This window comes from Variovorax sp. dw_308, from assembly GCF_019207085.1.
Classification (GTDB): domain Bacteria; phylum Pseudomonadota; class Gammaproteobacteria; order Burkholderiales; family Burkholderiaceae_C; genus Variovorax.
Genome location: NZ_JAATOM010000017.1, coordinates 17,440 through 42,824, shown reverse-complemented (window position 1 = coordinate 42,824; position 25,385 = coordinate 17,440). Strand labels below are relative to the sequence as shown.

Below are 25,385 nucleotides of genomic sequence, written 5' to 3'. Positions count from 1 at the left end.
GGGGATCCAGATCGTGGCTGCGGTGCAGCGCCACGACAACGTCGAAGCCGGCTGCAACCCGTACGCGCTGGCCCTAGCTGAACAGCCGCCGCGCCAGGCCCGAACCGGCGGAAAGCTCGCGCGAATCGAGCGTGTCGTAGAGCTGCTCGAGGTCAGTGCCGATCACGTCCATGATCTCGTCTCGCAGCAACTGGCCGTCGCCGTCCGTCACCACGCCGTCCATCTCGCGTGCCAGCGCCGCAGCCACCTCGCGCATGCGCTCGAAAGGCCGTTCGCTGCGGTCGACTTGCGGCACGTCGAGGCTCAAGGTGAGTTCGCGGATGGCGGACTGCGCCGGATCGTCAGCGAGCGCGGCCTGGGTGTCGAACGAGAGGCCGAGGATCGGCGGCAAGCCAGGTTCGCTGGTGGGCAGGACCATGCGGCCCGGAATCATCCCGGCGACAAAACCGTGCCGCGCCGCGCTCTGCTGCACGTAGCCCGGGCTCCACGCGGCATGCAGGGCGCGCAGCACGAAGCCGAGCTGCGCATCGTGCGCGCTGGCGAACTGGTCGAGTTCGCGGGCGCGCGCCACCTCGTCGAGCATCTCGGGGAACTCGGGCGCGCCGCTGACCATGTCGGCGAAGGCTTGCGCCTTGACGACGAATTCGGAGTATTCGATCTCGTTGAGCGCGCCGGTGCGGTTGGCCAGTTGCACGCCGACCTGGAAAGCGCCGTAGCGCTGGCCAGGAACAGGCTGCTCCCAGTTGGCCGTGTGTTCGTTGAGTCCTTCGACGGCCACCGGCTTGCTGCCGGCGCGTCGCGTGGCCGGCATGGCGGCCAAGGCCGCATCGCCGGAGGCCAGGCCGTCGAGCGACACCGGCGCGATCACGTCGATCAGGGGGTCGAGGCCGCCGCGCTTGTCGGCGGTGGAGGCAGTCAGGCCGCTCGGTGGCGGCAGGTCCGGGTCGAACAAGGGCTCATGGCGATCGCCGCCGGGCGCGTGGTGCGGGTCGAGGTGCAGCACCGGCTCGGTGCCGAAGTTCGACCCCGGCACACCTTCCAATGGCGCTGGCTGCGTCGAGGCGTCGGGCTGCTTCGGCGCGTTGCGGCGCGACATCCAGGCGTTGTAGCCAACCACCGCGGCGAGCACGAGGCCGCCCAGGATGGCAAGGGCAACCGTCAAATTGCTCATGCCATTTCAGCCATCGACTTCGCGGCCTCCATATCGACGGCGACGATGCGCGAGACGCCTTGCTCCTGCATCGTGACGCCGATGAGTTGTTCGGCCATTTCCATGGCGATCTTGTTGTGGCTGATGAAGAGGAATTGGGTTTCGCGGCTCATGGCAGTGACGAGTTTGGCATAGCGCTCGGTGTTCGCGTCGTCGAGCGGCGCATCCACTTCGTCGAGCAGGCAGAAAGGTGCGGGGTTGAGCTGGAAGATGGCGAACACCAGCGCGATGGCGGTGAGCGCTTTCTCGCCGCCCGAGAGCAGGTGGATGGTCTGGTTCTTCTTGCCGGGCGGCTGGGCCATCACCTGCACGCCGGAATCGAGGATCTCATCGCCGGTCATCATGAGCCGGGCCGTGCCGCCGCCGAACAGCTCGGGGAACATGCGGCTGAAGTGCTCGTTGACGATCTTGAAGGTGCCGCCGAGCAGTTCGCGCGTCTCGCCGTCGATCTTGCGGATGGCGTCCTCCAGCGTGCCGATGGCTTCGTTGAGGTCGGCCGACTGGGCGTCGAGGAAGGTCTTGCGTTCGCTGGCGATGGCAAGTTCATCGAGCGCCGCGAGGTTCACCGCGCCGAGCGCCGCCACTTCGCGATGAAGCCGGTCGATTTCACCTTGCAGCCCGGTGAGGCGCACCTTGTCGGTCTCGATCGACAACGCGACGGCCTCGATGTCGGCCTGTGCGTCGATCAGCAGCTGCGCGTATTGCTCGAAGCCGAGGCGCGCGGCCTGTTCCTTCAACTGGAATTCGGTGATGCGGCTGCGCAGGGGCTCCAGCTCGCGTTCGAGCCGCAGGCGGCGTTCGTCGCTGGCGCGCAGCTTGATGGTGAGGTCGTCGTACTGGCTGCGCATGGCGCCCAGCGAGGCTTCGCGTTCGAGCTTGAGGGCCAGGGCATCCTGCAGGCCGGCTTGCGCCGCGGCGTCGGACAGCCGGGTCAGCTCGCCCTGTGCGCGCTCCTGCTCTTCGGCCAGCGCCACCGATTGCTGAGTGGCGGTTTCGATCGCGCGGCTCAGCTCGCCGCGACGCGCTTCCAGCGTGCGCTGCGAGAACGTCGCTTCCTGAGCCTGCCGCTCCAGGCTGCGGTGCTGCTCGCGGCTCGCGGAAAGCCGGCGCGCGGCTTCGATCACGCGCTCATCGAGTTGCGCGTGGCGCTCCTGGCTGTCCGCCAGTTGCAAGTCCAGTTCCTCGAAGCGCGCTTCGGCGGCGATGCGGCGTTCCTGCAACTCTTCCAGTTGCGCATCGACTTCGCCGAGGTCGCTGGCGAGTTGCTGGCTGCGGGCGCGCGCCTGTTCCGCCAGTTGGGTCAGGCGCAAGTTCTCGACCTGCAGTTCATGCGCACGCGACCGGGTTTCGGCGGATTCGCGTCGCGCCGTGACCAGGCGCGATGCGGCATCGCCGTAAGCGGCCTCGGCGCGCACCAGGGCGGTACGGGCTTCGTCGCTGATCAGGGCCTGCGCGCGGATCTGGCGCTCCAGGTTCTCCATTTCCTGCTGGCGCGCCAACAGGCCGGCCTGCTCCGAATCCTGCGCGTAGAAGCTCACGCCGTGCGCGGACACCGCATGGCCACTCTTCACGTAGATCACTTCGCCGGACTTGAGGCGATTGCGCTGCGCCAGCGCGTCGTCGAGGTTCCCCGCGGTGAAGCAGCCGTGCAGCCAGTCGACCAGCAGGGCCTGCAGGCCGGCATCGTTCAAGCGCAGCAGGTCGGACAGGCGCGGCAGTTCTGATGCGTCTGGTGCGACGCCCGCGCTGGGCGGGCTGTAGAAGGCCAGCTTGGCCGGAGGCGCATCGTTGCCAAAGGCGCGGACCATGTCCAGGCGGCTGACTTCGAGCGCGCCCATGCGTTCGCGCAGCGCCGATTCAAGCGCGTTCTCCCAACCCTGCTCGATGTGGATGCGACTCCACAGGCCCTGCAGGCCATCGAGGCCATGCTTCGCGAGCCAAGGTGCGAGCTTGCCGTCGGTCTTGACCTTTTCCTGCAATGCCTTGAGCGCTTCGAGGCGGGCCGAGAACTCGGTGAGCCGGCCGCCCTCGGTGTTGACGGCCTGCTGGCGCGTGCGGCGGTCGTCGTCGAGTTGCGGAACCTGCTCCTGCAAGTCATGCAGCCGGGCCTCGGCTTCGCTCGCCGCCTCCTGGGCTGCTTCCAGTTGCTCCTGGAGGTCGGCAAGCCTGGCTTCGTCGGGCGCGTCGAGTGAGCGTTGGTCGTTGCGCAGGCGCTCGCTGCGTTGCTGCAATTGGCGCGTCTGTTCGTCGATGTTGCGCTGGTCGGCGGCGAGAACCTGGATCTGCTGCTGGACCTGGACCACGCTGCCGCGCTGGGCATTGGCCTCGTCCTGTGCGCGCTGCTGGGCCTCTTCGAGTTCGGGCAGGCGCGCATCGTGTTCCTCGAGTTGCGCAGCCAGCAGGATGGCCTGCTCCTCGGCATCGACGCCCTGGCCGGCCAGGGTCTCGATCTCGGCCGCGGCGTCTTCACGGCGCGTGCCCCATTGGCCGATCTGCTCGCGCAACTGCAGCAGGCGCTGCTCGACGCGGGCACGGCCCTCGACGACGAAGCGGATCTCGCCTTCGAGCCGGCCGACTTCGGCGCTGGCTTCGTAGAGCTTGCCCTGGGCCTGGTTGACGTGGTCGCCGGCCGCGTAGTGGGCCTGCCGCACGGTCTCCAGTTCCGCCTCGACATGGCGCAGGTCGGCGGTGCGGCTTTCGAGGTCGTTGATCGCCCGTTCGGCCTCGGCCTTGACCTTGGCCTGGTCGGCCTCGCTTTCGGTCCGCTTGAGCAGCCACAACTGGTGCTGCTTGCGCGTGACGTCGCCGTTCAGCGTGTTGTAGCGCGCGGCCACCTCGGCCTGCTTCTCCAGGCGTTCCAGGTTGGCGTTGAGTTCGCGCAGGATGTCTTCCACGCGCGTGAGGTTCTCGCGCGTGTCACCCAGGCGGTTCTCGGTCTCGCGGCGGCGCTCCTTGTACTTGGAGACGCCGGCTGCTTCTTCGAGAAAGAGGCGCAGTTCCTCTGGCTTCGATTCGATGATCCGGCTGATCGTGCCCTGCCCGATGATCGCGTAAGCGCGCGGGCCGAGGCCGGTGCCGAGGAACACGTCCTGCACGTCGCGGCGACGCACCGGCTGGTTGTTGATGTAGTAGCTGGAGGTGCCGTCGCGCGTCAGCACGCGCTTGACCGCGATTTCAGTGAATTGGGCCCATTGGCCGCCGGCGCGATGGTCGGCGTTGTCGAACACCAGTTCGACGCTTGAGCGGCTGGCCTGCTTGCGGGTGGTCGTGCCGTTGAAGATCACGTCCTGCATCGATTCGCCGCGCAATTCGGAGGCGCGCGATTCGCCAAGCACCCAGCGCACCGCGTCCATGATGTTCGACTTGCCGCAGCCATTGGGACCCACTACGCCGACCAGTTGGCCGGGCAGCATGAAGTTGGTGGGTTCGGCAAACGACTTGAAGCCGGAGAGTTTGATGGAGTTGAGGCGCACGACGAGTCGGCCAAGACGTTGATTTGTAAGGAAAAATGCACAGCTTGAGCGGCTGCCTTGCAAGGCGACGATGATAACGTGCAGAAATGGATAACACCCCCAAGCGCCTGCGGCGCGCGCCCTCGAAGGGGCGCACCCAGCGGCCCGGCAAAGCCGGCTCCGCGGGTGCCCACGAACAGACCCCGCTCGTATGGCCCTTCGCACCGCGAGCATGAGAACTGATATGCCTTGCCGGCCTGTCGGATCAGCCCCTTTCCATCGCCGGGCCGCACTGTGGGGCCTCGCGGCCGCGTCCTTCGGCCTGGCCGGCTGCAACAGCATGATCAATTCCACCGAACGGGCCGAACCGTACGGCAACAGCGAGTTGATCCAGTCCGGCGCAAATCGCATCGCCAACCTTGCATTTCGCGACAACCTGCAGTCGATCCGCCGTGTGCAGTTGTCGCTCTACCGCCGCAATCCGCGCGAGTGGCGCAAGTGGGCCAGGAGCCCGGAGGATGCGATCCAGCGCACCTGGGACACCATCCTGAAGGGAACGCCGCTGCCCGAGTTGCGTGGCACGCTGGGCATCGACGCAATCCGCATGGCCTTCGAGACCGCCCCGCAGGGCTACCAGGGCGATCGCGTGGCGGCGCTGGCAGTCGGCTGGGCCAGCATGCTCAAGGAAGCCAATGGCAACACCTGGGACCAGACCATGATCGACGGCGTCAATGCGGAGAACAGCTATCGCGCGGCCCGCAACGTCGAGATCTCCCTGTGGCTCATCACGACGAAGACCGGCCCGGACGGCCAGCCGCTGCTGCTGGCCACCGAGATCAGTGACCGCGGCCGCAACCTGCTGCCGGATCGCGAGTTGTCGAAAGTGGTGGCGCGGCTCGACCTCATGGCCGCGCAGGCCGACGAGAAGTACCGCCGGGCCGCGCTGGATTTCGGGCAGAACTTCGTGCTCGGCAGCCTCACGCCATTTCTGGCGATGGTCAAACCCTGAGGAACGCCGCCCGGCACGATCGATGCATGCCGGCACGGTTTTTTACAGCGCCGTGCGCGGGCCGGCTCCTAGAATGCCCCGCGACTTTCCTCCCCCTCCACAAACACCAATCTTCCTGGGCACCAGCACATGAGTTCCATCAATTTCATAGGCGGCGAAAAAGGCGGCGTCGGCAAGTCGGTCACGGCGCGGGTGCTTGCGCAGTACTTCATCGATCGCAGCCGGCCTTTCGTGGGTTTCGACACCGACCGCTCGCACGGCTCCTTCACGCGCTTCTACGAGGGCTTTGCCTCGCCGGTGGTGGTCGACAGCTTCGAAGGGCTCGACACCATCGTGAATGGCTTCGAAGCCAATCCAAACCAGAGCGTGATCGTCGACCTGGCCGCGCAGACGCTGGCGCCGCTGTCGAGCTGGATCAAGGAATCGGACCTCTTCGACGTCTTCAAGGAACTCGGCGTGGCCGTCAACTTCTGGCATGTGCTGGACGATGGCCGCGACTCGACCGACCTGCTCGGCACGCTGATCGACACCTTCGGCACGCGGCCGAACTACATCGTGGTGCAGAACTACGGCCGCGGCAGCGACTTCGGCATGCTGCTCGGCTCGCAATCGCTGTCCAAGGCGACCGCCGCCGGCGCGCAGGTCATTGCGATGCCTCGCCTGCACGAGACCAGCATGCGCAAGATCGACGCGCAGAACACCAGCTTCTGGAAGGCCGTGAACGACAAGACGGGCCCGGCCGCGCTGGGCCTGCTCGAACGCCAGCGCGTGAAGACCTGGCTGGCGACGGCCTACGCGGCATTCGACACGCTGCCGTTGTAGGCACGCGGGCTCCTGCCGGGGGCGACATCAGCGGCTGGCCGAAGTGCCGCCGCTGGTGTGCCTCTGGAAAAGTTCAGGCAGTGGCGAAAGCCGAGTGGCTGCGGCGAAAGCTGCGCGCAATCAACACGATCAGCAGCAAGCCGAACACCACGAACGAAATGAAGGACCAGTTGGCAATCGACAGGCCGAGGAAGGTCCAGTCCACCTTCGAGCAATCGCCGCTGCCCTTGAAGATCATGGGCAATGCGCGTTGCAGCGGGAAGCTCTCGATCATTCCGTAGATGTCCCGGCCGCAGCTCACGTATTCCGGCGGATGCCATTGCAGCCAGGTCTGGCGTGCAGCCGTGAAGCCCCCACCGATGGCCGACAGCAATGCCAGCAGCGCGAAAGGCAACTGCAGGCCCTTGCGATGGCTCAGCGCCGCGATCGCGGCGAATACCCCGACCCCGATCAAAGCGTAGCGCTGCACCACGCACATCGGGCAAGGCTCGAGGCCGACGATGTGCTGAAGGTACATGCCGAAGGCCAGCATGCCGATGCAGGCGATGCAGATGAGCGCATAAGCGCGGCGCGGTGCGCCAAAAAACCAATCGATCAAGGAGATACCCAGTCTTCTACGAACACCCTGGCCTTGCGCGGCTGGGCGACCACGGTGTCGCCCTCCTTCAAGCCCAGGTCCCGGAACTGTTGCGCAGGGAGTTGCGCCTCGATGATGGTTCCGGTGCCCGGATTATCTGGATTCGATTCGGTGGGCTCAAGTTCCAGCCGCGCGATCGGGCCGACCACGATGGCGCGCGTCAGCGTGGCCACGATGCCGCCCGCGCCCGGCGTGTAGCGCGAGATGTCGAGGTCGTGCGGCCGCACATAGGCGAGCGCCTTGCTGTCCTGCACGGCGCTGTGCTCCGGTGCCTGCAGGCGGATGCCTTCGACCTGCACCTCGCCCTCGTGCGCGCGGCCGTGGAACAGGTTCACGTCGCCGAGGAAGCCGTAGACGAAGGGGCTGGCCGGATGGTCCCAGACCTGCTGCGGCGAGCCGACCTGCTCGATCTGCCCCTTGTTGATGACGACCACGCGGTCAGCCACTTCGAGCGCCTCCTCCTGGTCGTGCGTGACGAAGATCGAGGTGACGTGTAGTTCGTCATGCAGGCGGCGCAGCCAGCGGCGCAGTTCCTTGCGCACCTTCGCATCCAGCGCGCCGAAGGGCTCGTCGAGCAACAGTACCTTCGGCTCCACGGCCAATGCGCGCGCCAGTGCGATGCGCTGGCGCTGGCCGCCGGAGAGCTGCGATGGATAGCGATCGGCCAGCCAGTCGAGCTGCACCAGCTTCAGCAGGTCCATGACCTTCTTCTTGATCGCGGCCTCGCCGGGGCGCTGGCTGCGTGGCTTCACGCGCAAGCCGAAAGCCACGTTCTCGAACACCGTCATGTGGCGGAACAGTGCGTAATGCTGGAACACGAAGCCCACGTTGCGCTCGCGCACGTGCACGTCCGTGGTGTCTTCCCCAGAGAACAGGATGTTGCCGTTGTCGGCCGTCTCCAGCCCCGCGATGATGCGCAGCAACGTCGTCTTGCCGCAGCCCGACGGGCCCAGCAGCGCGACCAGTTCGCCCGACTCGATGTCGAGGTTGACGCCCTTCAGCGCCTGGAAATCGCCAAACCGCTTGCTGACGTTGCGAATCTCAATGCTCATGATGTTTCTCTCTGGTCTTCCTCCCTCTCCCCTCGGGGAGAAGGTTGGGGTGAGGGCTGTTACGCAGCAGTAGGCCGCTCTGGCGGCAACTCCGCGATCGCCTTCATCTCCCGCTCATGCCGCCACTCGATCACCGACTTGATGACCAGCGTCACCAACGCCAGGATCGCCAGCAACGAGGCGCAGGCGAATGCAGCCACCGACTGGTATTCGTTGTAGAGCACCTCGACATGCAGCGGGATGGTGTTGGTCTGCCCGCGGATATGCCCCGACACCACGGACACCGCGCCGAACTCGCCCATCGCCCGCGCATTGCAGAGGATGACGCCGTACAGCAGGCCCCACTTGATGTTCGGCAGTGTCACGCGCCAGAAGGTCTGCCAGCCGGTCGCGCCGAGCACGATCGCGGCCTGCTCCTCGTCGCTGCCCTGCGCCTGCATCAGCGGAATCAGCTCCCGCGCGATGAATGGGAAGGTCACGAACACGGTGGCCAGCACGATGCCCGGCACGGCGAAGATGATCTTGACGTTGTGGTCCGACAGCCACGGCCCGAGCCAACCCTGCGCGCCGAACACCAGCACGTAGATCAGGCCCGCGACGACCGGCGAGACGGCAAAAGGCAAGTCCACCAAGGTCGTCAGGAAGGCCTTGCCCTTGAACTCGTACTTGGCAATGGCCCAGGCCGCTGCCACGCCGAACACCAGGTTCAGCGGCACGGCGATGGCCGCGGTGATCAGCGTCAGTTCGATGGCACTCCAGGCATCGGGCTCTTGCAGCGCCTCGAGGTAGGCGCCCAGGCCCTTGCGCAGTGCTTCCGCCGCCACGGCCGCCAGCGGCAGCACGAGGAACAGCAGCATGAAGGCCAGCGCGATGGTGATCAGCGTCCAACGCACCCAGGCCGATTCGGTGGTCCCCGCATTGGCCCGGCGAATGACTTTGGCCGGCGCGCTCATTCGAAAACCTCCGCGCTGCGCGCTGCGGTGCGAGTGCCTTCGGGCGGCCGTGCGGCGCTCATGCCATCGCCCCAGTCGACCGCCGACGCTGCCACGCCTGCAGCCCGTTGATCACGAGCAGCAGCACAAAGGAGAACACCAACATCACCAGCGCCACCGCGGTGGCGCCCGCGTAGTCGTATTGCTCCAGCTTGCCGATGATGATCAGCGGCGTGATCTCGGAAACCATCGGCATGTTGCCCGCGATGAAGATGACCGAGCCGTATTCACCGATCGCGCGGGCGAAGGCCATCGCGAAGCCAGTCAGCAGCGCCGGGGTGATGGATGGCAGGATCACCCTGGTGAAGGTCTGGAAGCGTGTCGCCCCGAGCGAGGTCGCGGCCTCCTCGAGTTCCTTCTCCGTGTCTTCCAGCACCGGTTGCACCGTGCGCACCACGAACGGCAGCCCGATGAAGATCAAAGCGATCACGATGCCTGCCGGCGTGAAGGCCAGCTTGATGCCATGCGGCTCCAGGAACTGGCCCACCCAGCCATTGCCCGCGAGCAGCGCGGTCAGCGAAATGCCGGCCACCGCAGTCGGCAACGCGAAAGGCAGGTCTACCAGCGCATCGACGATGCGCTTGCCCGGGAACTTGTAGCGCACCAACACCCACGCCACGAGCAGCCCGAACACGAGGTTGACCAGCGCCGCGATGAGGGACGCGCCGAAGGTCAGCTTGTACGAATGCACCACGCGCGGCGCGCTCACCGCCGCCCAGAACTGGTCCCAGGTCAAGGTGAAAGTCTTGAACACCAGCGCCGACAGCGGCAGCAGCACGATCAGGCTGAGGTACAGGATCGTGTAGCCGAGCGTCAGGTTGAAGCCAGGCAGGACGCGGCGCGACGCCCGTGGGGCGCCGGCAAGCGAAAGCGGCGCTACCGCGGACGGCAGCGCCGTGGACACACCACCGCTCATGTCTTACTTTGCGCCGGGAACGTAGAGCTTGTCGAACTGACCGCCGTCATTGAAGTGCACCTTCTGCGCTTCACCCAGGCTGCCGAAGAGTTCCTGCACGGTGAACAACTGCACCGGCTTGAAGGTCGAAGCGTACTTCTTGAGCACGGCTTGCGAGCGCGGGCGCAGCGCATGCTTGGCCGCGATCTCCTGCGCTTCATCGGAATAGAGGTAGTCGAGGTAGGCCTTGGCGAGTTCGCCGGTGCCCTTCTTGGCGGTCGTGCGCTCGACGACGGCGACCGGGTTCTCGGCCACGATGCTGATCGACGGGTACACCGCGTCGGCCTTGCCGGCGCCAAACTCGCGATCGATGGACACCACTTCGGATTCGAAGGTGATCAGCGCGTCGCCGATGTTGCGTTGCAGGAAGGCCGTGGTGGCATCGCGGCCGCCGCGCGCCAGAATCGGCACGTTCTTGAACAGCTTGCTCACGAATTCCGCGGCCTGCGCGTCGGTGCCGCCCTTCTTCTTCACGTAGCCCCAGGCGGCCAGGTAGGCGTAGCGGCCGTTGCCGCCGGTCTTGGGGTTGACGATCACGACCTGCACGCCGGGCTTGATCAAATCGTCCCAGTCCTTGATGCCCTTGGGGTTGCCGTTGCGCACGAGCATCAGCATCGTCGAGGTGGTGGGTGATGCGTTGTCGGGGAACTTCCTGGCCCAGTCCTTGGCGACCACGCCCTTCTCGGCGAGGAATTCGACGTCGGTCGAGGTGTTCATGGTGACCACGTCGGCATCGAGGCCGTCGGCCACGGCGCGGGCCTGGGCGCTGGAGCCGCCATGCGACTGGTCGATCTTCACGTCCTTGCCGGTGGTCTTCTTGTAGTGGGCGACGAAGGCGGTGTTGTAGTCCTTGTAGAACTCGCGGGCCACGTCATACGACGCATTGAGCAGCGTGTTGCTCTGTGCATGGCTGGCGACGCTGGCGAACAGCGCGAGGCTGGCCAGCAGGAACTTGGAGGACTTGATCGGAGAGGTCATGGAGAGGTCGAGGTTGCAATGGAGTCCCGCAGCGCCGGACGTTGTCCCGGCGTGTCGGTCAGCGACTGCAGCAAGGCGAGGCCGAGGGGCCAGTCGCCATGTCCGGAGTCGATGTTGATGTGGCCCGCATTCTGCATGCGGACGAATTCGCTGCCCCAGGAACGGGCATAGGCGCCGGCCAGGCGTACCGGGCAGAAGGGGTCGTTGCTGCTGGCCACGACGATGCTGCGATACGGCAGCAGCGCGTACGGCACCGGGGCGAAGTCGTGCAGGACGGAGCGGCGTTCCGGGTCCGCGGGCGCCACCAGCAAGGCGCCTGCGATGCGCTCGGCGGCTTCGTGGCCCAGGTGAGACACGGCGATGCAGCCGAGGCTGTGCGCGGCGATCACGACGGGCTCGGGCCGCGAGAGGATGAGCTTTTCCAGATTGCCGACCCAGGCGGCACGGGTCGGGGCGACCCAGTCGTCCTGGCTGACGCGCTCGGCGCCCTGCAATTGCTCGGCCCACAGGCTCTGCCAGTGGCCAGGACCGGAGTCGCGCCAGCCGGGGACGATGATGAGTCTCGTCGTCACGGCGCAGCAGGCAGGGATTCGGCAGGGAAAATGCCGGTGGATGAGGCGGTCATGGGGCGTGGTTGGAGGGCGAGCCGCCGATTGTCCGGGGCCTTCTACAGATAACAAACGAATATCTGCTTGTAAGAATATGGCCTCCAGCGCATAAGAAGTCAGGTTCGCGGTGGAAGGCGTCGGCACAATCGGCGCGGTTCGCGGACCGGGTCCGTCAGTTTTCTCCGGATTCGCACCGATGTTCGACAAACGATTCTTTCCCCGCCAGGTGGTCGCATCCGGCGGCAACCGCTGGGACTGGGCCCTGCTGCCGCTGGTACTGGCGCTGCTGTTCGCGCTGGCCTGGGGCGGCTCGCAGATGGCACGGCCCTACGAACTGGGCGAGACGCTGCCGATCAGCCTCGACCCCTGGATGCTGCCGTACTACCTGTTGCGGACCACGCTGCGGATGTTCCTGGCGCTGGGCGCGTCGCTGGTGTTCAGTTGCCTCTTCGCGGTGGTGGCCACCAAGTACCGCTCGGCCGAGAAGGTGCTGGTGCCGCTGCTCGACATCCTGCAGTCGATCCCGATCCTGGGGTTCCTGTCGATCACGGTGACGGGCTTCATCGCCCTCTTCCCCGGCAACCTGCTCGGCGTGGAATGCGCAGCCATCTTCGCCATCTTCACCTCGCAGGCCTGGAACATGGCGTTCAGCCTGTACCAGTCGCTGCGCACGGTGCCGGCCGAGCTGCGCGAGGCGGCACAGGTGTTCCAGCTCTCCGGCTGGCAGCGCTTCTGGCGGCTGGAACTGCCCTTTGCGATGCCGGGGCTGCTCTGGAACATGATGATGTCGATGTCGGGCGGCTGGTTCTTTGTGGTGGCGTCGGAGGCCATCTCGGTGTCGAACCAGAACATCAAGCTGCCGGGCGTGGGCTCCTACATCGCGATGGCGATCGAGGCCCGCGACCTGGGCGCGATCGGCTGGGCCATCGCCGGCATGCTGATCGGCATCACGCTGTATGACCAGTTGTTCTTCCGCCCGCTGATCGCCTGGGCCGACAAGTTCAAGTTCGAGGAAGGCAGCAGCGAGGATTCGCCGAACTCCTGGCTACTGACCTGGCTGCGCCGCACCGACCGCATCAAGCATGCGGTGCATCGCATCACCGGCCTGCTCGATCGCTCGGTCGCGTTGTTCCGCCGCGACCACGACGGCACCTCGATCAAGGCCCGGCCCCAGCCTGCCAACCCCACCGCCGTGCGCATCTGGGATGCCATCGTCGCGGCTGCGGTGCTGGTCGCGGTACTGTGGCTCACGCGCTTCATCCACACGGAAGTGGGCTGGCGCGAGGTAGGGCACGTCTTCCTGCTGGGCCTCTACACGATGCTGCGGGTGCTGGTGCTGATCGCGCTCGCCGCGTTGGTGTGGGTGCCGATCGGCGTGTGGATCGGCATGAACCCGCGCTGGGCCGGGCGGTTGCAGGGCGTGGCGCAGTTCATGGCCGCGTTTCCGGCGAACCTGATGTTTCCCGTGGCTGTCTTGTTCATCGTGCGCTGGCACCTGAACCCGAACATCTGGCTGGCGCCGCTGATGGTGCTGGGCACGCAGTGGTACCTGCTGTTCAACGTGATCGCCGGTGCGTCGAGCGTGCCGACCGAGTTGCGCTATGCGGCGCAGAACCTCGGCCTCAAGGGCTGGCTGATGTGGCGGCGCTACCTGCTGCCGGCGGTGTTCCCGAGCTTCGTGACGGGCGCGATCACGGCCAGCGGCGGCTCGTGGAACGCGAGCATCGTGGCCGAGTACGTGACCTGGGGCGACACCACGCTGAAGGCGGCGGGGCTCGGCAGCTATATCGCCGAGATGACGGCCATCGGCGACTTCCCGCGCATCGCGCTGGGCATCGGCGTGATGTGCGTGTTCGTCATGGGCATGAACCACTTCGTCTGGCGCCGGCTCTACGACCTGGCCGAGAACCGGATGCATTTTTGAGGAGCCATGCATGGCCGAAGCGATTGTTGAATTGAAGGGCGTGGGCAAGTCCTTCCGCGGTTCGGACGGCGCCACGCGCTCCGTGCTCGAGGGCGTCGACCTGCGCCTGGCCGAGGGCGAGATCGTGGCGTTGCTGGGCCAGTCGGGCTCGGGCAAGTCGACGCTGCTGCGCATCCTGGCCGGGCTGATCGGCGTGGATGGCGGGACGGTGCGCTATCGCGGGCAACCACTCTACGGGCCGGCGCGCGGCATTGCGATGGTGTTCCAGTCGTTCGCGCTGTTCCCGTGGCTGACCGTGCAGCAGAACGTCGAGCTGGGCCTGGAAGCGCGCGGCGTGACCCCGGCCGAACGCGCGCGGCGCGCGGAAGCGGCCATCGAACTCATAGGCCTGGCCGGCTTCGAAGGCGCGCTGCCGCGCGAGCTGTCAGGCGGCATGCGCCAGCGCGTCGGCATTGCACGCGCCCTCGTCGTGGAGCCCGAGGTGCTGCTGATGGACGAGGCCTTCTCCGCCCTCGACGTGCTCACAGGCGAACGCCTGCGCGACGACATCCTGCAACTTTGGGGCAGCGGCTCGATGCCGACCAAGGCGATGCTGATCGTGTCTCACAACATCGAGGAAGCCGTGCTCATGGCCGACCGCGTGCTGATCTTCGCGACCGACCCCGGCCGCGTGCGCGCCGAGTTGCCGATCCACCTGCCGCGGCCCCGCAACGTCGACAGCCTCGAGGTGCGCGCCTTGATCGACGAGGTCTATTCGCTCATGACCGAAAGCGCTCCGGCGGTCGGGCGCACGCGCGACGAGCCGGTGACCATGCACCTCGGCGACCGCTTGCCCGATGCCGATGTTGCGCGCATGGAAGCCCTGCTCGAGATGCTCATCGACGACGGCCGCGACGGCAGTGCCGACCTGCCTCGCTTGGCCGAGGATGCCGAGCTCACCGACCACGAGCTGTTGCCGCTCGCGCAGGCGCTGGCGTGCCTCGGCTTCGCGCAACTGGCCGACGCCGACCTGCACCTGACCGAACTCGGAAGAAGCTATGTCGCGGGCACGCACACGCTGCGGCAGCAACTGTTCGGACAACAACTGCTGGCCCGGGTGCCGCTGGCTGCGCACATCCGGCACAGCCTGGAACAGGCACCTTCCGGCGAACTACCGGAAGAGCCGTTCCTCGCCTTGCTGCGCGAGAGCCTCGACGCGCCGGTGGCCGAGCGCGTGCTGCGCACCGCGATCGAATGGGGCCGCTATGGCGAGGCCTTCGAATACAACTTCCACACCGGCCTGATCCACCTGCCGGTCGGCGAAGAGGCGACTGCGGCCGAAAGCTGAACGCGTTCAGCAGGTGACGATTGCGTGCGGCTCGGCGCCGTCGAGGTTCTCCGCCAGGAAATCGATCAGCTTGCGCACGGCCGGCACCAGCGCACGGCGCGCCGGGAACATGGCGTGGCAGATCCCCGGCGGCGGGCCCCATTCCGGCAGCAGCTCGACCAGCTTTCCGCTGCGGATGTGAGGCGTGCACATGTAGTCCGGCAGGATCGACGCACCAATGCCGCCGACGACGGCGAAGACCAGCGTGGCCAGGTCGTCCGCGATGTAGCGCGGCGAATGGACGTGCACGTAGCTTGCCCCGCCCGGCCCTCCGAGGTGCCAGCTCTGGCGACCATCGCCGCTCGCCGACATCGCCACGGTGTCGAGCCGCGACAGGTCTTCGGGCTTCTCGATGGGGCCCTGGCGTTGCACCAGCTCGGCACTGGCCACGAGCAAGCCGCGGCTCACGCCGAAATTCTTCGCCACCAGGGTCGCACTGTTCTCGATCACCGGCCGTACGCGCAGCGCGATGTCGACGCCCTCCTCGACCGGATCGACCGGCCGGTTGATCACCATCATCTCCACGCGCACCGCCGGATAGCGGCTCATGAAGACCGGCAGCAAGGGCCCGAGGCTGCTGTGCGCCAGCGTCACCGGACAGCTGATGCGGATGGTCCCGCGCGGCTCGGTCTGCACCTGGGCCACGGCCTCGCCCGCCGCCTGCGCGGCATCCCGCATCGCGGCGCAATGGCGCAGGTAGAGCTCGCCGGCCGGCGTGAGGGAGAGGCTTCGGGTGCTGCGCTGCAACAGCTGCGCGCCCAGCTGCGTCTCCAGTTCTGCCACGCGTCGCGACAGCCGCGACTTGGGGATTCCTAGCGCCCGCCCTGCCGCCGCAAAGCCGCCGCGCTCGGCCACCTCGGCGAAATACACCATGTCGTTGAGGTCTTGCATCGTGATTGTCCTGATTTTGGAACGATGTATGCCATTTTCGTGTACTTATCAATCAATCACCACGAATTTAGACTTCTCCCCATGCCGACGCGTTTGCCGGCTCACTTACTGAAAGAGAGCGAAAGATCATGAAACTGCTGCACGTTGATTCCAGTGTCCTGGGCGCCAACTCCGTTTCCCGTCTGTTGTCGGCCGAGATCGTTGCCGAATGGCGCAAGGCGAACCCGCAAGCCACTGTCGACTACCTCGACCTGGCGGTGGACGCCCCCAACCACTTCACCGCTGACGCGATCGGCATCAAGACCGGCCTGCAAGCCGAGCCGACCGAAGCCCAGCGCTTCGAGAACGCCGTGTCCGAGCGCCTGGTGAGCCAGTTCCTGGCAGCCGACGTGATCGTCATCGGCGCGCCCTTCTACAACTTCACCATCCCGACGCAACTGAAGGCCTGGATCGACCGCATCGCGCAGATCGGCCGCACCTTCAAATACACCGACAAGGGCCCGGTCGGCCTGGCCGGCGGCAAGACCGTGATCGTGGCGTCCAGCCGCGGCGGCATGTACTCGACCAGCGAAGGCGGTCAGGCGATGGAGCACCAGGAGAGCTACCTCAAGGTGATCTTCGGGTTCTTCGGGATCACCGACGTGCGCTTCGTGCGGGCTGAAGGGCTGGGCATGGGTGACGGGGCCAAGAATGCCGCACTGGCTTCGGCGCGCAGCGACATCCAGATCGCGGTTGGTGCTGCGGCCAATCAGGACCGCGCCGCTATCGCCGCCTGATCTGATTCGCTAGCTTGCGAATCGAGCCCGCCTTGTGCGGGCTTTTTGCTTTTTGGCGCACGCTTGCTTGGTGCAGGCGAGCGGTTCGTCTCAATTGATGTTGGCGTTCTTGAACTCGAGGTTCTCGAAGTAGCTGCCAGTGAAGTCGACATGTTCGCCGCGAAGGCCGTCGGCCTGCACCGTCGTGCCGGTGCAGCCAAGCACATCGACCTGCGACCAATGGCCACCGTCGAAATTCAAGCCGTTCCACTGGCAGTTGTTGAACCTGCTCGCGGTGAACTGACTGTTCTTGAATTGGGAATGGGCGAAGGTGCAGTTGTCGAACGTGCATCCAGAGACGGTTATGCCCTCGAAATCGCAGCCTGTGAAAGTGCAACCGGTGAAGTGGCAGGTGGTCCAGCCGGCTTGCCTGAAAGTGGTGGCGGTGAAGCTGCTGCCGGTGAAAGTGCTGCTGGCGAGCTGCGCGAGATTGAGGTCGAGACCGGCGTAGGCGTTGCTGTCGCTCTGGCCGGTAAGACCTGCGGGGGCCCCTCCGATGCCTTTGCGCCATCGGTCGTGTTTGAGGATGATTATTTGGGAGGGCATATTTTATTGAAACCCGGCAATTGCGGGCACTACTCGCGCAGCAATCTTCTTATCGACCCCGCATCTTTATATTTAAACACAGATCGCACACCCTCCTTAGTTCCATCTAGACCACTGCCAATTTTCTCTTCGATCGTTACGAGGCGAGGGACCTCAAAAGCAAGCCTGCTTGCATTCCCAGAAAACACGTAGGATTTATAATAGTCTCCGTCAGTTCCGATGCCGGGATGACTTATTCGCCATTTAACCAAGACAACGAGATCGCTTTTCCCGTCTTTATCCACATCCTCCGCGAACACCGTCTCAATCACGGGGGGCGCGCCCTCATGTGGAATTGTCGCCAATCTTATCGAACTGTACGAATTTTTATCCAAATTCGGTAACAGCAAGAAAGCATCAACGACACTGCCACCTTCTTCGTCACGCTCAAAAAACGTCACAATAGCATTCTTGCTAATAAAGTCAATTTTGAAGGATCCGTCAATTTTTGCTTCCTTTGCAAATGCAGAAGCACTCACCAAATAGAGCAGTGCAATAATCCGCGCCCACTTCCATTTCGTCATCACACCTCCTAAATGCCATCAAAGGCTTGTTTCTCCCAGCCGTGCGAAAAGTGGTCCCGGCGTTGCTGGTAACTCTTGGTACTTCGATTAATTACCCGGGTAATTTTATCCACGGTTTCTGCCTGAGGACCTAAATCTGCAACTTCATATAACTTGTAGTGCAACCAAAAAAATACGCCTGACCGCACTGCGTATTTCGCGTCCTCGAGAATTTCCGGGTTGTTAACGGCATCCGGAACTTTATCGCTCCAAACCTTGCCGTAATTATTCATGAAATCTTGATAATTTGCCTTTCCCGTGAGTTGCTTCAGCCCCCGCCCGCGATACCTCCAACCGTCTCCACTGGCGACGTCGCCATTTCCAAGTCGACTGCCCTCATACGCTCGGTTCGCAATAGCCTCGAAATTGGCCCCATGATCTTTGGTCTTTCCGTAAAGATCGGCTTCAGCAGGACGCTTGGCGAAGTAGCCGAATAAGCCCTTCAGAGCGTCAGGACTGTAAGTAAAGTCGTCTTCAACTAATTTGCACCGAGGACCAGTTTCTTCGCGAACTTGAGCAAAGAAGTGAGTTAGCCTTAAAGTGGTGTCAAGCTTGTATTCATCCATCATTGAGCCAATTTCATCAACGATCGATTGCAGTCTGGCCTTATCCCCGTTTGGAAATATTACCTGCAACATTTCCAGCGTAAGTCGACTGTATGTTGGGAAGTTTGCTGCCAAACCCACTGGATGAAAATGGTAGACAACCGGACTGCTCGGAAACGCATGCTTACCAGCCAGCTCGGACCACCATTGCAGCTCGTAGATCCGCAGTTTTTCCCACGCCCAGTCGCCCGCAAACTCGCCCATGTGGGCATCCAGCGCATCCCATTTGCCCATCGCCCCGCCCCATTCACTTTCGTATCGCACGATCAGGCGTGACAGTGTCTGCGCCAGCCAGGGTTTCTTGAGGGCCGCCCGCAACTCGGCGGTGCTCAACTTCTCATCCTTGTCGGTATCGAGCACGTCGTAGAGCTTCTGGAACAGCGCACCCTCCTTTGCGCGGTCGGCCTTGGCTTCGAAACTATCCTTGTCTTCGGGAACTTCGAGCTTGTGGTCGACGACCTGCTTGCCATGCAGATCCGCAGGCTTGACTGCAATTTCCTCTACGATTTCGAAGCCCGGCCAATCCCATGGGGATTGCAGATTCCCTTTCTCGCAAATCCAACCTGTGGTGTTGCCTTTGCCGTCGGCCTCGTCGACATCCATCAACCACCAGCGCACGCCCTTGTCGTCCGTCGCGCTTCGCTTCAAGGTCTTGACTGCAGCGACTCGCAAATAGTTTGCCTTTGCGCCTGTAGCGTTGGCTTGCTGCAAAGGGAAGTCAGTCCAACCGTCCAGTGCTGACCTTGTTGAAACGCGCCTGCCATTTGGTCCCAACTGCGCTCGCTCAACCCAGAATGCATCGCCGGTGGGAGTGACCTTCGGCTTCGGGTGCTTGTTGTTGGCCGTGGGCGCCTCGGCAGCCGAGACGGTGAGCTCCGTGACCTCCGCCCATTCGCCACTCGAGGGCGAGCCACCGCGCACTTGAACGTCCTTGCCGGCAGCCAAAACGCGGTCTGACCCTGCTGGCACTACGAGCTTCGTGCCCTTGCTCACAACGAGGAGTGTCTTCTTGCCGGGCTCCAGTTCCTTGGCACGGGCCCGGCTCTTTTCGATGAAGACCTTGACGTCTTCGCCACTAAAGACCTCGATATGCACCAGCGGCCGATCGCCCGCAGTGAGGATGCTGCCTGCGTCAGCGTGGCGTTGGTACTGGCCCAAGTGGCCGATCAGGTCGCCAGCCTTGATGGCCATGGGCTTGTCGAGCACGCATACCGCGTCCTTGGTCTTGGGCTCAGCGGGTGCGGGAGTCAACTCGCTTTGAAATACCCAGCCGAACGGCGCCGTGGTATCTGCCCGATTGAGCGGGTCGACTTCCATCTGGCCCCCATCGACGCTGGCGATCTTGCGCCAGGGCCCGCTGCCGGGTTCCAGCGTCACGGCTGTTCCGGGCGGAAGCCAACCGATCTGCGCAGTGCCCTTGCCGGCCTGTCGCACGTTGACGCCCTTGTGTTCCGTCTGCGGCGCCGCATAAGGGCTGAGGCTCGGTGCCTTATCGCCAACGACACGCTTGCACTCATCGCCCCAATAAGCCGGACGCGCCAGTTTGGCATCTGCGCGGTAACCGGCCCAATCGATCAGGTGCATGTACAGGCTGAAGAAGACCAATGAAGGCTCCTGCGGGGCCGGGGCTGGCGCGCTTGACGGCGAGGTCTTGGACGCCGGTTTGGCGGCGGCTGCGGGGGTGGGCGCGGGTGCCGGTGAGTGTGCTGGCGTTGTCGCGCCCGAAGGGGCAGGCTTCTGAGGAGCTGGCGGCAGTTGCAGACGGTGCTTGACCAGTACAAAACCTCGGGAATAGGCCACCTTGCCCTTCTCGAACTCGACCTCGGGATATGCACTGTCGATTCGATAGGCGATCACTTCGCCGTCAGCAACGCAGCGCACGCCCTGGCCTTGCATCAGGGCGCCGGCTGTGGAGCCGTCGAAATGAATGCCCCCATGCCAGAGGCCGTTGGCTCCGACGGGGTAGAAGCCGTCTTCCGCCATCGAAAGCACCGAGAAGTAGGTGTTGGGATCGGCTATTTCCTTGGGCTTTGGCGTTGCTGCCCTGGGATCGTCCACGCCCGAGAAGGGATAGACCCATTTGCTCACGGGCGCCGGGGATTTGCTTTGTTCGTCTGCCATGGATGGAAACTTCTTGTTCTGCTTCAGCCGGAAAAATCGACCATGCGACGCGGCTTGGTGCTCGTCGTGCTTACGTCCGGGAACTCGGGCTCCTTTACCGGCAGGTTGGCCGGCCCGACCAAGCTGTGCACCGCCGCATGCTCCCGCCAGATTCCATTGGTCCCGCTCTCGATTCCCGAGGCGTTCCATTTGGTGTAGCTGGTGCCGCCGTTGATCACCACCTCCTCCTTCGCAGTGATGGTGATCTTGTTGGCGGTGTGGGTGATGTTGAGCTTGGCCAGCAGGTTGATGCTGTCCTTTAGCGCGGTGATGTCGATGTCCGAACTGGCAGCCACCAGCTTCATGCCGGACTTGTAGGCGAACATGCGCACCGCTTCCTTGACGCTGACGAGGAGGCTCTTGCCCGCCGATACGCTGGTATGCGCGCCGCTGGTGATGGCGTGATGTTCCTTGCTCGCGAGATGGATCGAGCCGGCGGTGGTCGCCTGGATGCCGCTGGGGCTGGCCAGCACGAGGTGTGGCTCGGTCAGTTCGGGGAATTCGCCTTGCGCGCGGTTTCCATGCGAACCCTTGATCGAATCGTTCTGCGCCTTGAGTTCCTTGGTGACTTCATCCTGGTCGCCGGTTTGATGCGCCTTGGCCTGATGCGCAGTGTCGCTCAGGCTCTCGTGCTGGTCGCGCCCAGCAGTGAGGCGGGCAACGGTCTCGCTCATGTCCGTGATGTGCGCATTCGCGTTGGCGCGCGGTTCCGTCGTGAGCAGCATGCCTTCGGCCGCTCTGACAGCACCATGCCCATCGGTGCGCAATTCAAATCCTTGCCCTCGCGGGTCTTGCCGCCCCACGTTGCGCTCGATGCGCGTGATGTGCCCCAGGCTCAACTGGCTGGCATCGTGATCGCTTCGAATCTGCGCCTGGATCTTTCCTTCGGTGTCGTCCAGGAGCAGGTGGTTGCTGCGCCCCATTGGTGAATTGCCCCCTTGACCGGCCAGTTCGCGGCTGCGCAAGCCCGTCAACGCCTTCTGCTGTGGCAGTTCCCAGGGCGGCATGCGCCAGGCGTTGTAGACCACACCTGTGACCAAGGGGTGGTCTGGGCAGCCATCCAGGTGCATCACGACGACCTCGGAGCCGACACGGGGGTGCGAGACCATCCCGGTCTCTCCACCAGCCCAACTGCTGCTCACACGCACCCAGGCCGAGTGCCTACCTTCCCGGTCCCAGTGGTACTGGATGCGAATTCGCCCGTACTCGTCCACGTGCAGCGAGCCTGCCCCCTCCGGACCGACCACGGTGGCGGTCTGTGGGGCCAGCACCTGTACACGGGTGCTGTTGTGGCCACGCCCCGGGCGCCAGTAGACGTATCGCCGGGACGCAATGAAGCTGTTGCTGTATTCGGCGGGCTTGCCGATTTCCTGCAGATAGTTGTTGCTGGCGGTATGCGTGGCCGAGACGATCAGGTACTTGCTGTCGTTGTCGGTGCGGCTCTTGACGCTGAAGTGCTCGATCAACTGGAACCAGCGGCCCGGTTGCACCTGGTAGTTGTTGCTCTCGGCCGCGTGGTACTTGGCGACGGCGTCGAGTTCGTCGGTCCGCAGGTTGACGTAGTCGCTGCCTCCGGTGGCGCGCAGGCCGTAGGCGCCGGCGTATTCGTGGACTTCGAGCCGCGGCATGTCGCCGGGCTGGTTGTGGGTGATGGTGGTGGCGAGGACCGGGCGCGGGTTCTTGAAGTTGAAGCTGATGGCGGAGTATTCGGTGGCGATGCTGTCGCGCGTGGGAGCCCAGGACTCGATGGCGTCTTCATCGGCGGGGCCCGCCGGCGGTGTGGAAGCGGATCTCGGGGCTGTCGCCATCGATGGCCGGGCCGATGGTGGTGTCGCCGGTGAGGACCAGCGTATGGCCGTCCTGGGTGTGCTCGTAGCGGTAGGCCATGCCGAGCGCTTCCCAGCGCGCGTGCAGGTAGTTGGCGTCCGTCTCGCCGGCCCCGCCGCCCTGGCAGGCCATCGTCACTTGCGGGTCTTCGCGCGGGGCGAGCCATTGCCACTGCGGCAGCGCGCCGTAGTCCGCGAAGATGGTGGCGGTCTGGTCTTCCAGCGTCTGTGCGAGGAAGACCCGGTTGTTGCTGCGCAGGGTGAGGTAGTGCAGCCAGGGCCGGAGCACAGCCAAGTAGCGGGCCACGCCGTCGTCGGCCTTGACGAGGGTGAACTCGAAGCAGTAGCCGGTGAAGTAGCGCAGGCTGCCGTCGGGACGAACGAGGGAGACGACCAGCAACTTGCCCAGCATGTCCTTCAGCTTGAGCCTGGCGTTGTCGGCCAGCAGATGCAGCGTGTAGCGGAAGTCCTGGCTCAGCGCCTCTTCGGCCTCGAGGCGGTCGATGACGATATTGACGTCGCCCTGTCGTCCGTGGGTGTCGGTGACCTTGGGGGCGTCGTCGTGGGGGAAGGCCAAGCTGATCAGGCGCTTGCGCTGATCGAAGCCGAATGAAAAGAATCTGCGTGGCATCGCTGTCCGATGTGTCGAATACATCCAGGACAGCCTGCCGCGGTATTCCGCAGTCCTTGTATCGCCATCCTCCCTTGCATCCATTTGGCTTGCACCAAAGAGCGCCGAGGATCGTAGCGCAAATTCCCTGCATCGATCCTGAGCCGAAGGCATGGAACACCTGCGCAGGGGCTTTGACCTTGGCTCCGCGACGCCGTTTTTTGCAATCGACTAAAACCGTCCTCAGGCAAAAAATGCCTGAGGAGCAAAGCAGATGAGATTCCTGGTGGTGGGCGCCGGCGCGCTCGGCGGGTACTTTGGCGGGCGGTTGCTGCAGGCGGGGCAGGACGTGACCTTCCTGCTGCGGCCACGGCGCGCGGCGCAGATCGCGGCGAATGGCCTGTGCATCAAGAGCCCCGCGGGCAATGCGCACATCCCCTCTCCACCGCACGTGCTGTCGGACGACATCGCCGAGCCCTTCGACGTGGTCATCGTCGCCTGCAAGGCCTACGACCTGGCGCACACCATCGATTCCTTCGCCGCGGCTGTCGGGCCCGAGACGGCGGTGCTGCCGCTGCTCAACGGCATGCAGCACCTGGACGTGCTGTCGGAACGCTTCGGCCGCGAGCGCGTGCTGGGTGGCCTCTGCCTGATCTCCGCGGCGCTGGATGAAGCCGGCAACGTACTGCACCTGAACGACATGCACGCCCTGACCTTCGGCGAACTCGGTGGCGGACGTTCGGCACGCGTCGACGCCATCGCGGCGGCCTTCGCGCCGGCCAACTTCACCAGCACCGCGAGCGACAACATCATGCAGGCGCTGTGGGAGAAGTGGGTCTTCATTTCCTCCATCGCCGGCATCACGACGCTGATGCGCGCCAGCATCGGCGACATCGTGAGCGCGGGCGCGGCGGACCTGGGGCTGGCATTGTTCGAGGAATGCCGTGCCATCGCGGCGCACAACGGCTTTCCCCCCAGCGCCCCTGCAGTGGAACGCGGTCGCGCGATGGTCAGCGCGGCAGGCTCGCCGATCACGGCGTCGATGCTCAAGGACATCGAGCGGGGCGCGCCGACCGAAGCGGACCACATCCTCGGCGACCTGCTCAGCCGGGGCGCCGAGGCCGAGGCCGATCGCTCGATGCTGCGCATCGCGTATGCCCACCTGAAGACCTACGAGGCGCGCCGGTCGCGCGAGGAAGCCGCGCGCGCCGCATGAGGAGACCGCTGCCGTGAAGCACATCGAGGGCATCGTCTTCGACCTGTATGGCACGCTGTTCGACGTGCATTCGGTCGCGGCCCGCTGCGAGGAGTTGTACGCCGGGCGCGGGTCCGAGATCAGCATGCTCTGGCGCCAGAAGCAACTCGAGTACACCTGGCTGCGCAGCCTGATGGGTCAGTTCGTCGACTTCGAGAAGTGCACCGAGGACGCACTGGTCTTCACATGCGCGCAGCTTGGCCTGCAGCTGGGCGCAGGACAGCGGCGCATGCTGTGCGACGAGTACCTGTGCCTCCAACCATTCACCGAGGTGCCAGTCGCGTTGCAGGCGCTGAACGCGCTCGGGGTGCCGCTGGCGATCCTCTCGAACGGATCGCGCCATTCGATCGACGCGGTCGTGCGCAACGCGGGCCTGCAGGATGCCTTCGCGCACCTGCTGAGCGTGGACGAGGTGCAGGTCTTCAAGCCGGACATGCGGGTCTATTCGCTGGCCGAACGGAAGCTCGGGGTGGCGCGCGCCGACATCCTGTTCGTGTCGTCCAACGCGTGGGACGTCACCGGTGCGAGCTGCTTCGGCTTCGAAACCGCATGGATCGATCGGCGCGGCGGCACCTTCGACGAGATGGGCCAACGGCCCGACCATGTGCTGGGCGGGCTCGACAAGCTGGTGCACCTGCTGTCGCACACCGACGTACCCGGACTACAGGACCGCGGCGCCTGAGTGGCAAGAATGGTGTGCTTCGCAGACGGGAGATCACCATGCACACCGAAGCCCTGAACACGAGCGCCGGGCGCCAACCTCTTGCGCTGCTGCTTCTCACGACGGCGCTGATGGGCCTTGCTGCATGCGATCGCAAGCCCTCCACGCCGCCTGCACCGTCCGCCGCGATGGCGCCTTCGGCCAGCGCGCCCTCTTCCGGCGCGCCGGCAGCCACGGAATTGCGCCCGCAATCGAGCGTCGCGCCCGCCGCCGCCACACCCACGGACAACGCCCCCAAGGACGTGGACAAGGCCCAGGAGCAAGGCACGTCGAGCAGCAGTCCGAGGGTCGTCGGCCCCACCGACGGCAACGGCGACCCCCCGAAGTAGCCCTCATCCGCACGGTCGCC

Annotated in this window: 22 protein-coding genes; 8 read left to right on the top strand and 14 right to left on the bottom strand. The window is 64.8% G+C overall.

Features of this window, described 5'->3' with window-relative positions; all coding sequences use genetic code 11:
* Positions 1–73: 73 nt before the first annotated feature.
* Both HCU76_RS25975 and smc read right to left on the bottom strand, forming a co-directional pair.
* The gene (locus HCU76_RS25975; RefSeq protein WP_213958645.1) at positions 74–1,171 is read right to left on the bottom strand and encodes a cell division protein ZipA C-terminal FtsZ-binding domain-containing protein; all 1,098 of its coding nucleotides are present in this window, start codon (positions 1,169–1,171) and stop codon (positions 74–76) included.
* The gene (gene smc, locus HCU76_RS25970; RefSeq protein ID WP_213958644.1) at positions 1,168–4,683 is read right to left on the bottom strand and encodes a chromosome segregation protein SMC; all 3,516 of its coding nucleotides are present in this window, start codon (positions 4,681–4,683) and stop codon (positions 1,168–1,170) included. The genes HCU76_RS25975 and smc overlap by 4 nt, the downstream gene beginning before the upstream one ends.
* Positions 4,684–5,002: 319 nt before the next feature.
* Here smc and HCU76_RS25965 point away from each other — a divergent pair, with 319 nt between their 5' ends.
* Both HCU76_RS25965 and HCU76_RS25960 read left to right on the top strand, forming a co-directional pair.
* Positions 5,003–5,671 (top strand): hypothetical protein, encoded by a 669-nt coding sequence (locus HCU76_RS25965; protein WP_256354447.1) that lies wholly within the window; start codon positions 5,003–5,005, stop codon positions 5,669–5,671.
* Positions 5,672–5,800: 129 nt separating this feature from the next.
* On the top strand, positions 5,801–6,493 hold the full coding sequence (locus tag HCU76_RS25960) for a mobilization protein (RefSeq protein ID WP_213958642.1): 693 nt from the start codon (positions 5,801–5,803) through the stop codon (positions 6,491–6,493).
* Positions 6,494–6,566: 73 nt separating this feature from the next.
* Here HCU76_RS25960 and HCU76_RS25955 read toward each other — a convergent pair whose 3' ends face one another.
* Genes HCU76_RS25955 through HCU76_RS25930 form a run of 6 tightly spaced genes read right to left on the bottom strand, consistent with a single transcriptional unit; the run spans position 6,567 to position 11,679 of the window.
* A complete protein-coding gene (locus HCU76_RS25955; RefSeq protein ID WP_213958641.1) occupies positions 6,567–7,091 on the bottom strand; it encodes a disulfide bond formation protein B in 525 nt (174 codons plus the stop codon).
* Positions 7,088–8,182: a sulfate/molybdate ABC transporter ATP-binding protein gene (locus tag HCU76_RS25950; protein WP_213958640.1), complete on the bottom strand. Its 1,095-nt coding sequence runs from the start codon at positions 8,180–8,182 to the stop codon at positions 7,088–7,090. Before HCU76_RS25950 ends, HCU76_RS25955 begins: the two co-directional genes overlap by 4 nt.
* Before the next feature lie 59 nt (positions 8,183–8,241).
* Positions 8,242–9,135 carry a sulfate ABC transporter permease subunit CysW gene (gene cysW, locus HCU76_RS25945; RefSeq protein ID WP_213958639.1) on the bottom strand — a complete coding sequence of 298 codons (894 nt, stop codon included), beginning with the start codon at positions 9,133–9,135 and terminating at the stop codon, positions 8,242–8,244.
* Positions 9,136–9,193: 58 nt separating this feature from the next.
* Positions 9,194–10,090 carry a sulfate ABC transporter permease subunit CysT gene (gene cysT, locus HCU76_RS25940; RefSeq protein WP_213958638.1) on the bottom strand — a complete coding sequence of 299 codons (897 nt, stop codon included), beginning with the start codon at positions 10,088–10,090 and terminating at the stop codon, positions 9,194–9,196.
* Positions 10,091–10,093: 3 nt separating this feature from the next.
* A complete protein-coding gene (locus tag HCU76_RS25935) occupies positions 10,094–11,107 on the bottom strand; it encodes a sulfate ABC transporter substrate-binding protein (protein ID WP_218511038.1) in 1,014 nt (337 codons plus the stop codon).
* Positions 11,104–11,679, bottom strand: coding sequence for an alpha/beta hydrolase (locus HCU76_RS25930; protein ID WP_218511037.1), 576 nt, complete (start codon positions 11,677–11,679; stop codon positions 11,104–11,106). The genes HCU76_RS25935 and HCU76_RS25930 overlap by 4 nt, the downstream gene beginning before the upstream one ends.
* 232 nt (positions 11,680–11,911) lie before the next feature.
* Between HCU76_RS25930 and HCU76_RS25925 the strand changes: the two genes are divergently transcribed.
* On the top strand, positions 11,912–13,639 hold the full coding sequence (locus tag HCU76_RS25925) for an ABC transporter permease subunit (RefSeq protein WP_218511036.1): 1,728 nt from the start codon (positions 11,912–11,914) through the stop codon (positions 13,637–13,639).
* Between the two features lie 10 nt (positions 13,640–13,649).
* On the top strand, positions 13,650–14,966 hold the full coding sequence (locus tag HCU76_RS25920; RefSeq protein WP_218511035.1) for a nitrate/sulfonate/bicarbonate ABC transporter ATP-binding protein: 1,317 nt from the start codon (positions 13,650–13,652) through the stop codon (positions 14,964–14,966).
* 6 nt (positions 14,967–14,972) lie between these two features.
* On the opposite strand, the gene HCU76_RS25915 is transcribed toward HCU76_RS25920, so the two are convergent.
* Complete coding sequence (locus HCU76_RS25915; RefSeq protein WP_218511034.1) at positions 14,973–15,896, bottom strand: LysR family transcriptional regulator; 924 nt, start codon at positions 15,894–15,896, stop codon at positions 14,973–14,975.
* Between the two features lie 128 nt (positions 15,897–16,024).
* Between HCU76_RS25915 and HCU76_RS25910 the strand changes: the two genes are divergently transcribed.
* Positions 16,025–16,672, top strand: a complete 648-nt coding sequence (locus HCU76_RS25910) for an FMN-dependent NADH-azoreductase (protein WP_218511033.1) — start codon at positions 16,025–16,027, stop codon at positions 16,670–16,672.
* Between the two features lie 90 nt (positions 16,673–16,762).
* Here the strand turns inward: HCU76_RS25910 and HCU76_RS25905 are convergent, their stop codons facing one another.
* The 5 genes from HCU76_RS25905 to vgrG are packed head-to-tail and all read right to left on the bottom strand — an operon-like array spanning position 16,763 to position 23,081.
* Positions 16,763–17,257 (bottom strand): pentapeptide repeat-containing protein, encoded by a 495-nt coding sequence (locus HCU76_RS25905; protein ID WP_213958631.1) that lies wholly within the window; start codon positions 17,255–17,257, stop codon positions 16,763–16,765.
* Between the two features lie 29 nt (positions 17,258–17,286).
* On the bottom strand, positions 17,287–17,820 hold the full coding sequence (locus tag HCU76_RS25900) for a hypothetical protein (protein ID WP_218511032.1): 534 nt from the start codon (positions 17,818–17,820) through the stop codon (positions 17,287–17,289).
* Between the two features lie 8 nt (positions 17,821–17,828).
* Positions 17,829–20,585 (bottom strand): hypothetical protein, encoded by a 2,757-nt coding sequence (locus tag HCU76_RS25895; RefSeq protein WP_218511031.1) that lies wholly within the window; start codon positions 20,583–20,585, stop codon positions 17,829–17,831.
* Between the two features lie 23 nt (positions 20,586–20,608).
* Positions 20,609–22,432, bottom strand: a complete 1,824-nt coding sequence (locus HCU76_RS37290; RefSeq protein WP_218511030.1) for a type VI secretion system Vgr family protein — start codon at positions 22,430–22,432, stop codon at positions 20,609–20,611.
* Positions 22,380–23,081, bottom strand: coding sequence for a type VI secretion system Vgr family protein (gene vgrG, locus HCU76_RS37285; protein WP_218511029.1), 702 nt, complete (start codon positions 23,079–23,081; stop codon positions 22,380–22,382). Before vgrG ends, HCU76_RS37290 begins: the two co-directional genes overlap by 53 nt.
* 253 nt (positions 23,082–23,334) lie before the next feature.
* Between vgrG and panE the strand changes: the two genes are divergently transcribed.
* The 3 genes from panE to HCU76_RS25870 are packed head-to-tail and all read left to right on the top strand — an operon-like array spanning position 23,335 to position 25,365.
* Positions 23,335–24,276, top strand: a complete 942-nt coding sequence (panE, locus tag HCU76_RS25880) for a 2-dehydropantoate 2-reductase (protein WP_218511028.1) — start codon at positions 23,335–23,337, stop codon at positions 24,274–24,276.
* Between the two features lie 13 nt (positions 24,277–24,289).
* Positions 24,290–24,997: a haloacid dehalogenase type II gene (locus tag HCU76_RS25875; protein ID WP_218511027.1), complete on the top strand. Its 708-nt coding sequence runs from the start codon at positions 24,290–24,292 to the stop codon at positions 24,995–24,997.
* 38 nt (positions 24,998–25,035) lie between these two features.
* Positions 25,036–25,365: a hypothetical protein gene (locus HCU76_RS25870; RefSeq protein WP_218511026.1), complete on the top strand. Its 330-nt coding sequence runs from the start codon at positions 25,036–25,038 to the stop codon at positions 25,363–25,365.
* Positions 25,366–25,385 lie beyond the last annotated feature (20 nt).

Bases quoted from the DNA above. Each gene is read 5' to 3' on its own strand.
- HCU76_RS25975 (WP_213958645.1), bottom strand. From the start codon at position 1,171: ATGAGCAATTTGACGGTTGCCCTTGCCATCCTGGGCGGCCTCGTGCTC.
- HCU76_RS25965 (WP_256354447.1), top strand. From the start codon at position 5,003: ATGATCAATTCCACCGAACGGGCCGAACCGTACGGCAACAGCGAGTTG.
- HCU76_RS25960 (WP_213958642.1), top strand. From the start codon at position 5,801: ATGAGTTCCATCAATTTCATAGGCGGCGAAAAAGGCGGCGTCGGCAAG.
- HCU76_RS25950 (WP_213958640.1), bottom strand. From the start codon at position 8,182: ATGAGCATTGAGATTCGCAACGTCAGCAAGCGGTTTGGCGATTTCCAG.
- cysW (WP_213958639.1), bottom strand. From the start codon at position 9,135: ATGAGCGCGCCGGCCAAAGTCATTCGCCGGGCCAATGCGGGGACCACC.
- cysT (WP_213958638.1), bottom strand. From the start codon at position 10,090: ATGAGCGGTGGTGTGTCCACGGCGCTGCCGTCCGCGGTAGCGCCGCTT.
- HCU76_RS25935 (WP_218511038.1), bottom strand. From the start codon at position 11,107: ATGACCTCTCCGATCAAGTCCTCCAAGTTCCTGCTGGCCAGCCTCGCG.
- HCU76_RS25925 (WP_218511036.1), top strand. From the start codon at position 11,912: ATGTTCGACAAACGATTCTTTCCCCGCCAGGTGGTCGCATCCGGCGGC.
- HCU76_RS25920 (WP_218511035.1), top strand. From the start codon at position 13,650: ATGGCCGAAGCGATTGTTGAATTGAAGGGCGTGGGCAAGTCCTTCCGC.
- HCU76_RS25915 (WP_218511034.1), bottom strand. From the start codon at position 15,896: ATGCAAGACCTCAACGACATGGTGTATTTCGCCGAGGTGGCCGAGCGC.
- HCU76_RS25910 (WP_218511033.1), top strand. From the start codon at position 16,025: ATGAAACTGCTGCACGTTGATTCCAGTGTCCTGGGCGCCAACTCCGTT.
- HCU76_RS25905 (WP_213958631.1), bottom strand. From the start codon at position 17,257: ATGCCCTCCCAAATAATCATCCTCAAACACGACCGATGGCGCAAAGGC.
- HCU76_RS25900 (WP_218511032.1), bottom strand. From the start codon at position 17,820: ATGACGAAATGGAAGTGGGCGCGGATTATTGCACTGCTCTATTTGGTG.
- HCU76_RS25895 (WP_218511031.1), bottom strand. From the start codon at position 20,585: ATGGCAGACGAACAAAGCAAATCCCCGGCGCCCGTGAGCAAATGGGTC.
- HCU76_RS37290 (WP_218511030.1), bottom strand. From the start codon at position 22,432: ATGGCGACAGCCCCGAGATCCGCTTCCACACCGCCGGCGGGCCCCGCC.
- vgrG (WP_218511029.1), bottom strand. From the start codon at position 23,081: ATGCCACGCAGATTCTTTTCATTCGGCTTCGATCAGCGCAAGCGCCTG.
- panE (WP_218511028.1), top strand. From the start codon at position 23,335: ATGAGATTCCTGGTGGTGGGCGCCGGCGCGCTCGGCGGGTACTTTGGC.
- HCU76_RS25870 (WP_218511026.1), top strand. From the start codon at position 25,036: ATGCACACCGAAGCCCTGAACACGAGCGCCGGGCGCCAACCTCTTGCG.